This window comes from Streptomyces sp. NPDC052301 (assembly GCF_044593395.1).
Taxonomy (GTDB): Bacteria; Actinomycetota; Actinomycetes; order Streptomycetales; family Streptomycetaceae; genus Streptomyces.
In genome coordinates this window covers 1-13,360 of record NZ_JBIUBE010000026.1, presented here as the reverse complement: position 1 = coordinate 13,360, position 13,360 = coordinate 1, and the positions used below count along the sequence as shown (strand labels likewise).

Genomic DNA, 13,360 nt, shown 5'->3' with positions numbered 1-13,360 from the left:
GACCATGACGGACAGTCCCATCATCAAGCTCACCGCGGCCGAGACCGCCGCGAAGATCGCCTCCGGCGAGCTCACGGCCGTCGAGGTCACCGAGGCCCACCTCGCCCGCATCGAGGCCGTCGACGAGAAGGTGCACGCCTTCCTGCACGTCGACCGCGAGGGCGCCCTCGCCCAGGCCCGCGCCGTGGACGAGAAGCGGGCCCGCGGCGAGAAGCTCGGCCCGCTGGCCGGCGTCCCGCTCGCACTCAAGGACATCTTCACCACCGAGGGCGTGCCCACGACCGTCGGCTCGAAGATCCTCGAGGGCTGGATCCCGCCGTACGACGCGACGCTCACCAAGCGGCTGAAGGCCGCCGACGTCGTCATCCTCGGCAAGACCAACATGGACGAGTTCGCCATGGGCTCGTCGACCGAGAACAGCGCCTACGGCCCCACCGGCAACCCCTGGGACCTCACCAAGATCCCCGGTGGCTCCGGTGGCGGTTCCTCCGCCGCGCTCGCCTCCTTCCAGGCCCCGCTCGCCATCGGCACCGACACCGGCGGCTCGATCCGCCAGCCGGCGGCCGTCACCGGCACGGTCGGCGTGAAGCCGACGTACGGCGCGGTCTCCCGCTTCGGCATGGTGGCCTTCTCCTCCTCCCTCGACCAGGGCGGTCCCTGCGCCCGTACGGTCCTGGACGCGGCCCTGCTGCACGAGGTCATCGCCGGCCACGACCCGATGGACTCCACCTCCATCGACGCCCCGGTCCCGCCGGTCGTCGAGGCCGCTCGCAACGGCAGCGTCCGGGGCATGCGGGTCGGCGTGGTCAAGCAGTTCCGCGGCGAGGGCTACCAGGCCGGTGTCATCCAGCGCTTCGACGAGTCGGTCGAGCTGCTGAAGGAGCTGGGCGCCGAGATCGTCGAGCTGGACTGCCCGTCCTTCGACCTCGCCCTGTCGGCGTACTACCTGATCGCGCCGTCCGAGTGCTCCTCCAACCTCGCCCGCTTCGACGGCCTGCGCTACGGCCTGCGGACCGGCGACGACGGCGGCCACTCGGCCGAGGAGGTCACCTCCCTCACCCGCGAGGCCGGCTTCGGTCCCGAGGTGAAGCGCCGCATCATGCTCGGCACCTACGCCCTGTCGAGCGGCTACTACGACGCCTACTACGGCTCCGCGCAGAAGGTCCGCACGCTCATCACGCGCGACTTCGAGAAGGCCTTCGAGCAGGTCGACGTGATCGTCTCCCCGACGACCCCGACCACCGCCTTCGCGATCGGCGAGCGCGCCGATGACCCGATGGCGATGTACCTCGCGGACCTGTGCACCATCCCGACCAACCTGGCGGGCAACGCGGCCATGTCCCTGCCCTGCGGTCTCGCCCCGGAGGACAACCTCCCGGTGGGCCTGCAGATCATCGCCCCGGCGATGCAGGACGACCGGCTGTACAAGGTCGGCGCCGCCGTCGAGGCCGCCTTCGTGGAAAAGTGGGGTCACCCGCTGCTGGAGGAGGCTCCGTCGCTGTGAGCAAGTTGTCCAAGGCCAAGGACTTCAAGAAGTCCAAGTCCGGTACGTACCTGTCGATGGCCACCACCGCGTTCGGCGCGCTGGGTGTCGCCAAGCAGATCAAGAAGGCCCGCGCCGAGCACGACACGCTGCGGCTGATCGACGCCACGGTCTCCGCCGTCGCGATCGTCACCGGCCTCGCCATCCTCTACCGCGAGCTGAAGCGGCTGGGCGACGACGACGTCCTGCTGGGCTGAGAGGGAAGTTTTCACCGTGACCACCACGACCGACCTGGTGTCGTACGAGGACGCGCTGGCGTCGTACGACCCCGTCATGGGCCTCGAGGTCCATGTCGAACTCGGCACCAAGACCAAGATGTTCTGCGGCTGTTCGACGGCGCTCGGCGCCGACCCGAACACCCAGACCTGCCCCGTCTGCCTCGGCCTGCCGGGCGCGCTCCCGGTCGTCAACGCGACCGGCGTCGAGTCCGCGATCAAGATCGGTCTCGCGCTCAACTGCGAGATCGCCGAGTGGTGCCGCTTCGCCCGGAAGAACTACTTCTATCCGGACATGCCGAAGAACTTCCAGACCTCCCAGTACGACGAGCCGATCGCCTTCAACGGCTACCTCGACGTACAGCTGGAGGACGGCGAGACCTTCCGCGTGGAGATCGAGCGCGCCCACATGGAGGAGGACACCGGCAAGTCGACGCACGTCGGCGGCGCCACGGGCCGTATCCACGGCGCGTCCCACTCCCTGCTCGACTACAACCGCGCGGGCATCCCGCTCATCGAGATCGTCACCAAGCCGATCGTCGGTGCCGGCGAGCGCGCCCCCGAGGTGGCGAAGGCGTACGTCCGTGAGCTGCGCGAACTCATCCGTGCCCTCGGCGTGTCCGAGGCCCGCATGGAGATGGGCCAGATGCGCTGCGACGTGAACCTGTCGCTGATGGCCAAGGGCGCCGAGAAGTTCGGCACGCGCTCCGAGACGAAGAACGTCAACTCCCTGCGTTCGGTGGAGCGTGCGGCCCGCTTCGAGATCATGCGGCACGCGGCCGTGCTGTCCTCCGGCGGCACGATCGTCCAGGAGACCCGCCACTTCCACGAGGACACGGGGTCCACGACCTCGGGCCGCGTGAAGGAGGAGGCCGAGGACTACCGGTACTTCCCGGAGCCCGACCTGGTCCCGGTCGCGCCCTCGCGCGAGTGGGTCGAGGAGATCCGCGGCGCGCTTCCCGAGATGCCGCTGGCCCGCCGTACCCGGCTCCTGGCCGAGTGGGGCATCTCCGCCACCGACATGCAGGCGATCCTCAACGCCGGTGCGCTGGACCCGATCGTCGCCACGATCGACGCCGGTGCCGACGCGGCCTCCGCCCGCAAGTGGTGGATGGGTGAACTCGCGCGCAGCGCCAACGAGTCCGGCAAGGCGCTGGACGAGCTGGCGATCACCCCGGCACAGGTGGCCCGGGTCGCCGAGCTCGTCGTGAAGGGCGACCTGAACGACAAGCTGGCCCGCCAGGTCATCGAGGGCGTCCTCGCGGGCGAGGGCACTCCGGACGAGGTGGTCGACAAGCGCGGCCTGAAGGTCGTCTCCGACGAGGGTGCGCTCACCACCGCCGTCGAGGAGGCCATCGCCGGCAACCCGGGCATCGCGGACAAGATCCGCGGCGGCAAGGTGGCCGCGGTCGGCGCCCTGGTCGGCGCGGTCATGAAGGCCACCCGTGGCCAGGCCGACGCGGCCCGCGTGAAGGAGCTGATCCTGGAGAAGCTGGGCGTCAGCGAGGGCTGATCCCGCACTCCGCCGTACGGCCCCGGAAGGCTGCCTTCCGGGGCCGTACGTCTGTCTCCCGGCCGGAGGCGCTACGCTCGCCCGCCATGAGTGGACGCACCGATTCCGACACCGACCCCGCGATAACCGAGGCCGCGAGCGACGACACCCCGACGACCGACCCCGCGGCATCCGAGGCCGCGGCGACCGGGGCCGAAGAGGCGGAGGAGTACATCGGGGACGCCCGCAGAGCCCGTTGGGCCGCCGCCGGCACCGGGGGACTGCTCACCCTCGCCGGGCTGGCCGCCGCACTGCTCCGGCTCACCGGCTCCGCGCCGGCGCTCGTGCCCGCCGCCTACGGACTCGGTGCCGCCGTCTGCGCCCTCGCCGCGGTCCTCGGCGCCAGGGGCCATACACGCAGGGCCTTGTGGCTCCTGGTCGCGGGGACGATGGTCATGGCGTTCGGAGACCAGTCCGACTGAAGTGCCGCGGGAGGCGACAGGGTTCGCCGAACCGTCCTGTGACGTCCCTCCCACTCCTGCGAAGAGGCCGAGGAACGCGGCAAACGATCACTTTTGCCTGCGAGAGTATCTTTGATTGCTCATACATTCTTTGCGGGCTGTTCAGTTCATGGACGATTTTTCCCGGCCAAAGATCTACAAATCGTCCTCTGGGAGCACGTCCGTGGCAGCCCTCGCGCGTTGGTGTGTCCGGCATCGGTTGATCGCCGTCCTGCTGTGGCTCCTCGCCTTCGGCGGGGTCACCGCTGCCGCCGCCGCAGCCGGTTCCTCCTACTCGAACGACTACGAGGTCCCCGGCACCGAGGCCGGGCGCGCGACCGAGCTGCTCCAGGAGGGTTTCCCGGGCCTGGGCGGGGACGGCGACACCGTCGTCTGGCACACCGCCACGGGCACCGTCCGCGCCGACTCCGTCGAGCGGACCATGACCCGCGCCCTCGACCGGATCGCCGCACTGCCCGGCGTGGCCTCGGTGTCAGGACCGTACGGCGGCCAGGGCGCCCACCGGATCAGCGAGGACGGCCGTACGGCCTACGCCGACGTCACCTTCACGGAGCAGGCCGAGGACATCGGCAAGGACGAGGCCCTAGCCGTGGTGGGCGCCGCGAAGTCCGCCGAGGGCGACGGGCTCCGAGTCGAACTGGGCGGCAGCGCGATCGGCCTCACCGAGCCCCCGCGCGAGCACACCGCCGAGGCGGTCGGCGTGCTCGTCGCCGCCGTCGTGCTGTTCCTCGCCTTCGGTTCGCCCGCCGCCTCGGCCCTGCCCATCGGCACCGCCCTCGTCGGCGTCGGCACCGCCTACGCCGGCATCGGGCTGCTCGGCCACGCGATGACCGTCGCCGACTTCGCGCCCATGCTCGGCATGCTGATCGGTCTCGGCGTCGGCATCGACTACGCGCTGTTTATAGTGACCAGGCACCGGCGCGGGCTGAAACGCGGCCTGAGCGTCACCGAGGCCGCCGTGAACGCCGTGGCCACCACCGGCCGCGCCGTGGTCTTCGCGGGTGCGACGGTGTGCATCGCTCTGCTGGGCATGCTGATCCTCCGTCTGAGCTTCCTCAACGGGGTCGCCGTGGCCGCCTCCCTGACGGTCGTGCTCACCGTCGCGGCCTCGGTCACGCTGCTGCCCGCCCTGCTGTCGTACATCGGCCCCCGCGCCCTCAGCCGCCGCGAGCGGCGCCGGCTCGCCGAGCACGGGCCGCGGCCCGAGCTGCCCACCGGGCTCGCCGCCCGCTGGTCCGCGCTGGTCGAACGGCACCCCAAGCTGCTCGGCTCGCTCGCCGTCGCCGTCGTCGCGCTGCTCGCCCTGCCGACCCTCACCCTCCACCTCGGCACCTCCGACCAGGGCAACGACCCGAGCACCTCCACCACCCGCAAGGCCTACGACCTGCTCGCGGAGGGCTTCGGACCCGGAGTCAACGGGCCGCTGACGCTGGTGACGCGCGTAGACGGTGCCGACGACAAGCTCGCCCTCGACAACCTGGACACCACCCTGCGCGCCACGCGGGGCGTCGCCTCCGTCACCCCGGTGCGTTACGGCAGCGGCGGTCACACCGCCTACCTCACCGTCGTCCCGGACTCCGCACCCCAGTCGCGGGACACCAGCGACCTCGTCGACCGGCTGCGCACCGAGGTGCTGCCGGGGGCGGAGAGCGGCACCTCCCTCGGCATCGAGGTGGGCGGGGTGACCGCCGGCCACGACGACTTCGCGGCTGTGATCGTGGGCAAACTGCCGTTGTTCGTCGGCGCGGTCGTCGGGCTCGGCTGCCTCCTGCTGCTGGTCGCCTTCCGCTCGCTCGGCATCCCGCTGAAGGCCGCCGTGATGAACATCGCCGCCGTCGCCGCCGCGTTCGGCGTCGTCGTCGTGGTCTTCCAGTGGGGCTGGGGCAGCGAACTGCTCGGCCTCGGCCGCGCGGGCCCCATCGAGCCCTTCCTGCCCGTGATCATGGTCTCGGTGCTCTTCGGGCTCTCGATGGACTACCAGGTCTTCCTGGTCAGCCGGATGTACGAGGAGTGGCTGGAGACGGGCGACAACCGGCGCGCCGTCCGTGTCGGCCTCGCCGAGACCAGCCGAGTGATCAACTCCGCCGCGGTGATCATGATCTCGGTGTTCCTCGCCTTCGTGCTCAGCGGCGACCGCGTGATCGCCATGTTCGGCATCGCGCTCGCCTCCGCCGTCGCCCTCGACGCGTTCGTGCTGCGCACCCTGCTCGTGCCCGCCCTGATGCACCTCCTCGGTGCCGCCAACTGGTGGCTGCCCGGGTGGCTGGAACGCCGGCTGCCCCGCATCAGCATCGAGCCGCCCGAGTGCCGCGCCGCACATGAGAGGCTCGGCCGGGTCCCCGTCGACGAACTGCGGAAGGAACAGCAGCACGATGTACACGATGTCCCTGGGTGACGACGGCGCCGAACTGCGCCCCCTGGAGGTCTGGCACGCCGAGGAGTTCCTCGCCCACCTGGACCGGGGCAGGGAGTTCATCGGGCAGTTCATTCCGTTCGGCTCGCAGGTCACGGACGTGGCCTCCGCGCGCGAGACGCTGCGGCGGTACGCCGAACTGCGCGCCGCCGACACCGCCTCCTACCACGGCATCTGGCTGGACGGGAAGCTCGTGGGCGGGGTGCTGACGCTGAACTTCGACGCCGAGCGGGGCAACGCCGAGGTCGGCTGCTGGCTGGAGCCCGCCGCGACCGGGCGCGGACTGATCACCCGCGCGATGCGCATCCTCATCGACTGGGCCGTCGAGGACCGGGGCATCCACCGCGTGGAGTGGCACGCGGCGTCCGGCAACCTGCCGAGCATCAATGTCGCCCGGCGGCTGGGCATGTCACGGGACGGGGTGCTGCGCGAGAACCACCTCCACGGGGGCGTCCGCCACGACACCGAGATCTGGTCCGTCCTCGCCGCCGAGTGGCGCGCGGCACGCGCGCGTACCGCTCACAACGATCATTAAGAGACCTCTCAGACAGCGTCCGTACGGTGCCAGGCATGGCAACGAAGACACAGGAAGGCGCCGAGGCCGGCACCGAGGCGCAGGGCGACGAGACGATGGTGGACGCCGCCACCGAGAGGGAGGCCGCGCAGACGGACGCCGTCGAGGAGGAGACGGCGGGGGAGCAGGACCCCGCAGCCGAAAAGGAGCAGGAACCCGGCGCCGCGGGGGAGCAGGAACCCGAGAGGGAGAAGGTCCCCTCCGGGGTCGGCCAGGGCGCCGGTGCCGTCGTCGCGGCGGCGCTCGGCTTCGTCTCGCTCAGCGGCGGCTGGATCGGCACCGTCGCCGGGGCCCGTGAGCAGCTCGTCGGCCAGCTGCGGACCTCCTCCACCGCGAGCGTCGCCACCCAGATCAAGGCGGTCTACGGCAACTCCTGGCACACCACCGCCCTGTGGGCCGGCCTGTTCGCACTGGCCGCGCTGCTCACCGGCGTCGTGGTGCTCGCCCGGCCCGCCTTCGGCACCCCGGGACGGCCGCAGGCCCCCTGGATCAAGTCGGTCGCCTGGGCGGGGGTCGCGCTCGGCGTCATCGGTCTGCTGCTGGCCGTCCTGAAGTACTCCGACGCTCTGCTCGCCCTGCCCTCGGCGAGCTGAGAAACCGCAGGCCTGAGGGGCCTTAGGGAATCCATGCCCGCCTTACGGGCTCCCTAAGGCCCCTTACGGGCGCGTAAGGCCCCGGCGCCGCCCGAAGATGCGGAACTCTCCCGATGTGGCGCACCCCTCTGGGAGACGAAAGTGGAGGCATCGCGAACAGCGAACCGCCACACCGACTCTCCCGAAGGGCACACCATGTACCAGTTCGAGATCCACGAGATGCGTTCCGCCGAGCTGCGCCGCGTCGCCCAGCGGGAGCGCCTGGCCCGCGAGGTCGCGCGTTCCCGCCGCGCCGCCCGCCGCACGGCCTCCGCCGGCGCCGACATCCCGGCCGCCGAGTCCCATATCGACCGCCCGCGCCGGAACCGGCTGCCGCGCACGGCATGACCACCGTGCCCGCGGCCGCCGGTCGCGCCGGTGACGACGGAGCGGCGGGCCGCCCCACGGGGGTGGGCGGCCCGCCGCAGCAGGGCCGTACGGCTTCCCAGCGGAGTCGTACGGCCCTTCCGTACGGCGGTACGACTCTCCCGACCGCCGGTACGACGATCACACCGGATCTGTGGAAAAGCGCTGCCCCGGCGCCCGGACCTCATGCGATGCTCGGGCCCGTGGAGAACAGGTCCGTGAGTCCCGTGTTCGTCGGCCGCAACGACGAGTTGGACACCTTGAACGAGGCGTTCGCCCGTGCCGCCGCGGGAGAGCCGCAGGCGCTGCTGCTCGGCGGCGAGGCGGGCGTCGGCAAGACCCGGCTCGTCGAGGAGTTCACCGACGGCATGGCCCGGCGTGCCGTCGTGGCCGTCGGCGGCTGTGTGGAGATCGGCGCCGACGGTCTGCCGTTCGCGCCCTTCTCCAGCGCGCTGCGCGCCCTGCGCGACGCCCTGCCCCAGGAGTTCACCGCCGCGGCGTCGGGACAGGAGGAGGAACTGGCCCGGCTGCTGCCCGACCTGGGCGAGACCACCGCCGGCCGCCACGACGAACAGGGCATGGCCCGCCTGTTCGAGCTCACCGCCCGGCTGCTGGAGCGGGTCGCCGCCGACCACCCGGTCGTCCTCGTCCTGGAGGACCTGCACTGGGCCGACGCCTCCACCCGCCATCTGCTCGCCTACCTCTTCCGCACCCTGCGCGCCGGCCGGCTCCTCGTCCTCGCCACCTACCGCTCCGACGACATCCACCGCCGCCACCCGCTGCGCCCCCTGCTCGCCGAACTCGACCGGTTGCGCACCGTCCGCCGCATCGAACTGGCCCGCTTCACCCGCGAGGAGGTCGGCCGCCAGATCGCCGGCATCCTCGCCGCCGAACCCGATCCGGCCCAGGTCGACGACATCTTCGAACGCTCCGACGGCAACGCCTTCTTCGTCGAGGAGCTCGCCGTCGCCGGCTGTGACGGCAACTGCACCGGCCTCACCGACTCCCTGCGCGACCTGCTCCTGGTCCGTGTCGAGGCGCTGCCCGAGAGCGCCCAGCGGGTCGCCCGGATCGTCGCCGAGGGCGGCTCCACCGTGGAGTACCGGCTGATCGCCGCCGTCGCCCAGCTCCCCGAGGACGACCTCATCGAGGCCCTGCGGGCCGCCGTCGGCGCCAACATCCTCACCGTCACCCCGGCCGGCGACGGCTACCGCTTCCGGCACTCCCTGGTCCGCGAGGCCGTCGCCGACGACCTGCTGCCCGGCGAACGCTCCCGGCTCAACCGCCGCTACGCCGAGGCCCTGGAGGCCGACCCCACGCTCGTGGGCGCCGACGCACGCGTGATGCGCCTGGCCAGCTACTGGTACCACGCCCGCGACGCGGCCAAGGCCCTGCCCGCCGTCCTGGCCGCCTCCGTCGTCGCCCGCCGCCGGCACGCCTACACCGAACAACTCGGGCTGCTGGAGCGGGCGATGGAGTTGTGGGACAGCGCCCCGGAGGAGGTGCGCTCCGCCCTGCGCCCGGTCGACTACACCGAGGTCTATCCCCCCTGCGGCTGCGACCCGGCCACCACCCCGCTGCGCTATCTCGACCTGATGGCCGAGGCGGCCGTCGCCGGCCGCTTCGGCGGCGAGCGCGAACGCGCCCTGAAGATCACCAAGCGGGCCCTGCGCCTGCTCGAGGACGAGCCCGACCCGCTGCGTGCCGCCTGGTTCTGGGTGCAGCGCTCCCGGCTCGTCCAGGCCCAGGCCCGCGGCGACGGCTGGCACGAACTGGCCACCGCCCAGGACCTGGTGCGCGGCCTGCCGCCTTCGGAGGTGCACGCCGAGGTACTGGCCCTCGCCGCCAACTGGTCCATGCTGCACCGGCCGGGACCGGAGGCCTCCGCCGCCGCCGAGCAGGCCGTGGAGTACGCGCGCATGGTCGGCGCCCGCGACATCGAACTGCACGCCCGCCTCACCCTGGGCTGCCTGATGGTGGACGCCGGCGACCACGAGTTGGGACTCACGGAGCTGCGGCAGGTCCTGCGGGACACCCTCGCGGAGGGCGTCCACCATGTCGCCGGCCGCGCCTATGTGAACCTGCCGTCCGAGCTGCAGAGCGTCGGCCGCGACCGGGAGGCGGCCCCCCTCCTGCGCGAGGGCATCGCCTTCACCCGGAAGTACGGGCTGCTCGACTCCGAGGCCTGGGTGTGGGGCAACCTGTCCGACGCGCTGTACTCACTCGGCCAGTGGGAGGAGGCCGCCGAGGCCGCCGCACACGCGACCCGGCGCGGGCACAGCGCCAAGCCCCGCGGCGCGGGCGCCCTGAAACTGGCTCATCTCGCCCTGGCCCGCGGCGACTTCGCCGACGCCGGCCGGTGCCTCGCCACCGCCCGCGCCCACTACGGCACCCACGACCCCATGCCCCAGCAGTCCCTGCCCCTGGCCCGCATCGCCCTCGGGGTCGCCGCCGCGGAGGGACGCATCGACGACGCCCGCGCCGAACTGCTCCGGGCCCTGGAGATCGGCTTCCCACCCGGCACCCACCGCTACGGCTGGCCCCTGCTGCTGGCCGCGGCCACCGCCGAGGCCGACGCCTGCTCCCTGCCCGCCGCCCTGCCCGGCCGCGCCGAGATACTCGACCACCTCACGCGGACCGCCCGCACACTCACCACCGCCGCCCCCCTCTGGGACGCCTACAGCCAGTACACCCGCGCCGAACTCCTCCGCGCGGAGGGCCGGGACACCGTCGACACCTGGACGCCGGTGGTCGCCGCCTTCGAGTGCCTGGACCGCCCCTACGACCTCGCCCGGGTCCGCCTCCGCCTCGCCGGGGCCCTCCTCGCCGTCGGCGGCGAGAAGGAACGCGACCGCGCAGTGCAACTGCTCCGGTCGGCCGCGGCGGTCGCCGCCCACCTCGACGCCCGCCCCCTCGCCGAGGCCGTCGCCCGGCTCGCCCAGCGCGCCCGCCTTCCCCTGCCCCGCACCCCGCAACAGGCCCTCGCCGCCGCCGACCCGGCCGCGGCCCTCGGCCTGACCAGCCGGGAGCGGGACGTGCTGCGCCTGGTCTCGGCCGGCCGTACCAACCGTCAGATAGCCGAGGAACTGTTCATCTCCCCGAAGACCGCGAGCGTCCACGTCTCCAACATCCTGAGCAAGCTGGGCGTCGCGGGCCGCGGGGAGGCAGCGGCGGTGGCGCACCGGCTGGGGCTGTTCCCGGCCGAGACGCTCCCTGCCGGAACGGCGGGCTGAGACTACGCTGAAGAGACCGGCACAGGGGAGAGGACGGGGGAGGGGCCGTGTTCAACGCCTTCGAGGAACTGTTCGCGCCCGGCCGCAAACACACCCGGGACGAGCAGAACCGACTGGAGCTGACCCGCGAGGACGTCGGCGATGCCGACCCCGGCTCCGGTCCCATCGACCTCACCTCGGGGACGGTGGTGATACGGCTCCCCGAACCACCGCCCGCCGAGGCGGAGCCGAGCGAGGACTGAAGGCGTGCGCAAGGGCTGGGACGCGGGTGGTCCTCCGCCTTGCGATGCAGCGCACCGGACGCCGCGGCCTGATCCGACCTGATCCGAACGAAACCCCCTAGCTCACCCGCACCTCCAGCACCCGGTCGTCTCCCTTCTTCGGCGTCCCCCGTCCGTCCGTGTTGCTCGTCACCAGCCAGACCTTGTCGCCGCCCGCCGCGAGCACCGTGCGCAGCCGGCCGTACTCCCCGGCGAGGAAGGCCTGGGGTGCCGCAGAGGCCTCGGTGCCCTTCAGCGGGATGCGCCACAGGCGCTGTCCCTTCAGGCCCGCCATCCAGATCACGCCCTTCACGTAGGCGATGCCGCTGGGAGAGGCGTCGTCGGTGTGCCACTGGGCCATCGGGTTCTGGAAGCGGGCGTCGGAGGCCTTGCCCTCGGCGTCCGGCCAGCCGTAGTTGCCGCCCGGCTTGATCGCGTTCAGCTCGTCCCAGGTGTCCTGGCCGAACTCCGAGGCGAACAGCCGCTGTCTGCCGTCCCAGGCCAGGCCCTGCACGTTCCGGTGGCCGTAGGAGTACACCGGCGAGTCCGGGAACGGGTTGCCCGGAGCCGGGTCGCCCTCCGGGGTCAGGCGCAGGATCTTGCCGCCCAGGGAGTCCTTGTCCTGCGCCAGGCCCCGCTTGCCGCTCTCACCGGTGCCCGCGTACAGCATCCCGTCCGGTCCGAAGGCGATCCGGCCGCCGTTGTGGATCACACCCTTGGGGATGCCCTTGAACACCGTGTCCGGGGCGCCCAGTTGCTCACCGGCCGGCTTGTGCCCGTCGTACAGCATGCGCACGATGCGGTTGTCCGAGGCCGAGGTGAAGTAGGCGTAGATCATGTGGTCCGAGGCGTAGTCGGGGGAGAGGGCGATGCCCAGCAGGCCGCCCTCCCCGGCCGGGGAGACCCCGGAGACCGTGCCCAGTTCGGTCTTCCGGCCCGTCTTCTCGTCGATCCGGATGATCGTCCCGTCGTCGCGCGAGGAGACCAGGAGGCCTCCGCCGGGAAGCGGCGCCAGGCCCCACGGGGTCTTCAGTCCCTCGGCGACCGTGCGCAGCACCTTCACCGAGCCCTTGGCCGGCGGGGTCGTCTCGCCGGCCCCGGCGGAGGGAGAGCTGCCCGGTGCCGTGCCTCTCGACGTCACACCCCCGCCGGTGCCCGGGGGGCCTGGGCCGTCGGAGGAGCAGCCGGCCGTCAGCAGGAGGGCGGCGGTGGCCAACACGGCCGACACAGCTCGACGTTGCACGATCATGGTCCCTTCGAGGCAGCGGGCGGTCCCCTTCGGGACCGCGGTCCGGCGGCAGGTTCTACCTCTCATACACCGCTCGCCCCGCCCGGGTTCCCGCTCCACGAGGAAGTTTCCCGAGCCCGGGGAAAGCACCCCGGGCCGCCACCGGCAGACGCGGCTGCCGAACCGGTTGGGCGGGCCGGGGCTGCCCTGCGGTTCCGCCGGCCCGTGCTGCCTCGACCGGCTCTGTCGACCCGGTGCGCCTGTGCCGGACCGGTCGGACCGGCGCGCGCCTGCCGGTTCCGTGGTCCGGGTGGCTCCTGCGGCAGTCGCCCGCGGGCTGCCGTTGCGGGACCGGTCGGCTCGGAGTGTCTCTGTCGGCCTGTCGGCCGGGAGCGCCCTCGCGGGATCAGTCGCCGGGAGCGCGCCTGCCGGACCGGTCGGCTCGGCCTGCCCCGCCGGACCCGCGGGGCCCGGCTGCCACTGCGGTACGAGCCGTTCGGTAGCGCCTCCGGCGGATCCGTCGACCCGGCGAGCCCCGCCGCATCCTGCAGCCCCGCCCATCTCTGCCGGCCCCGCGTCCCGGGCCGCATCCCCGGGACCTTCCTGCCGGCCGCGAGCCCCGCCGCATCCTGCAGTCCCGCCCATCTCTGCCGGCCCCGCGTCCCGGGCCGCGTCCCCGGGACCTTCCTGCCGGCCGCGAGCCTCGCCGCATCCTGCAGTCCCGCCCATCTCTGCCGGCCCCGCGTCCCGGGCCGCGTCCCCGGGACCTTCCTGCCGGCCGCGAGCCTCGCCGCATCCTGCAGTCCCGCCCATCTCTGCCGGCCCCGCGTCCCGGGCCGCGTCCCCGGGACCTTCCTGCCGGCCGCGAGCCTCGCCGCATCCT

General features: G+C 72.7%; 11 protein-coding genes. 10 read left to right on the top strand and 1 reads right to left on the bottom strand.

What is annotated here, in order from left to right:
* The first annotated feature begins 4 nt into the window (after positions 1 to 4).
* From gatA to ACIHEJ_RS39620, 10 genes are all read left to right on the top strand, one after another.
* Complete coding sequence (gatA, locus tag ACIHEJ_RS39665) at positions 5 to 1,504, top strand: Asp-tRNA(Asn)/Glu-tRNA(Gln) amidotransferase subunit GatA (RefSeq protein WP_400142713.1); 1,500 nt, start codon at positions 5 to 7, stop codon at positions 1,502 to 1,504.
* Entirely contained in the window at positions 1,501 to 1,740 is a 240-nt protein-coding gene (locus ACIHEJ_RS39660) for a hypothetical protein (protein ID WP_400142712.1), read from the top strand. Before gatA ends, ACIHEJ_RS39660 begins: the two co-directional genes overlap by 4 nt.
* Before the next feature lie 16 nt (positions 1,741 to 1,756).
* On the top strand, positions 1,757 to 3,271 hold the full coding sequence (gene gatB / locus ACIHEJ_RS39655; RefSeq protein ID WP_400142710.1) for an Asp-tRNA(Asn)/Glu-tRNA(Gln) amidotransferase subunit GatB: 1,515 nt from the start codon (positions 1,757 to 1,759) through the stop codon (positions 3,269 to 3,271).
* A gap of 86 nt (positions 3,272 to 3,357) precedes the next feature.
* Positions 3,358 to 3,732 (top strand): hypothetical protein, encoded by a 375-nt coding sequence (locus ACIHEJ_RS39650; protein ID WP_400142709.1) that lies wholly within the window; start codon positions 3,358 to 3,360, stop codon positions 3,730 to 3,732.
* Between the two features lie 202 nt (positions 3,733 to 3,934).
* Complete coding sequence (locus ACIHEJ_RS39645; RefSeq protein ID WP_400142708.1) at positions 3,935 to 6,166, top strand: MMPL family transporter; 2,232 nt, start codon at positions 3,935 to 3,937, stop codon at positions 6,164 to 6,166.
* The gene (locus ACIHEJ_RS39640) at positions 6,144 to 6,719 is read left to right on the top strand and encodes a GNAT family N-acetyltransferase (protein WP_400142706.1); all 576 of its coding nucleotides are present in this window, start codon (positions 6,144 to 6,146) and stop codon (positions 6,717 to 6,719) included. The genes ACIHEJ_RS39645 and ACIHEJ_RS39640 overlap by 23 nt, the downstream gene beginning before the upstream one ends.
* A gap of 35 nt (positions 6,720 to 6,754) precedes the next feature.
* The gene (locus tag ACIHEJ_RS39635) at positions 6,755 to 7,351 is read left to right on the top strand and encodes a hypothetical protein (RefSeq protein ID WP_400142704.1); all 597 of its coding nucleotides are present in this window, start codon (positions 6,755 to 6,757) and stop codon (positions 7,349 to 7,351) included.
* A 195-nt stretch (positions 7,352 to 7,546) separates the two neighbouring features.
* Positions 7,547 to 7,738 carry a hypothetical protein gene (locus tag ACIHEJ_RS39630; protein ID WP_400142702.1) on the top strand — a complete coding sequence of 64 codons (192 nt, stop codon included), beginning with the start codon at positions 7,547 to 7,549 and terminating at the stop codon, positions 7,736 to 7,738.
* A 209-nt stretch (positions 7,739 to 7,947) separates the two neighbouring features.
* Positions 7,948 to 10,989 carry an AAA family ATPase gene (locus tag ACIHEJ_RS39625; protein ID WP_400142776.1) on the top strand — a complete coding sequence of 1,014 codons (3,042 nt, stop codon included), beginning with the start codon at positions 7,948 to 7,950 and terminating at the stop codon, positions 10,987 to 10,989.
* A 47-nt stretch (positions 10,990 to 11,036) separates the two neighbouring features.
* Positions 11,037 to 11,231: a DUF6191 domain-containing protein gene (locus tag ACIHEJ_RS39620; protein ID WP_400142700.1), complete on the top strand. Its 195-nt coding sequence runs from the start codon at positions 11,037 to 11,039 to the stop codon at positions 11,229 to 11,231.
* 97 nt (positions 11,232 to 11,328) lie between these two features.
* On the opposite strand, the gene ACIHEJ_RS39615 is transcribed toward ACIHEJ_RS39620, so the two are convergent.
* Positions 11,329 to 12,498 carry a PQQ-dependent sugar dehydrogenase gene (locus ACIHEJ_RS39615; RefSeq protein WP_400142699.1) on the bottom strand — a complete coding sequence of 390 codons (1,170 nt, stop codon included), beginning with the start codon at positions 12,496 to 12,498 and terminating at the stop codon, positions 11,329 to 11,331.
* Positions 12,499 to 13,360 lie beyond the last annotated feature (862 nt).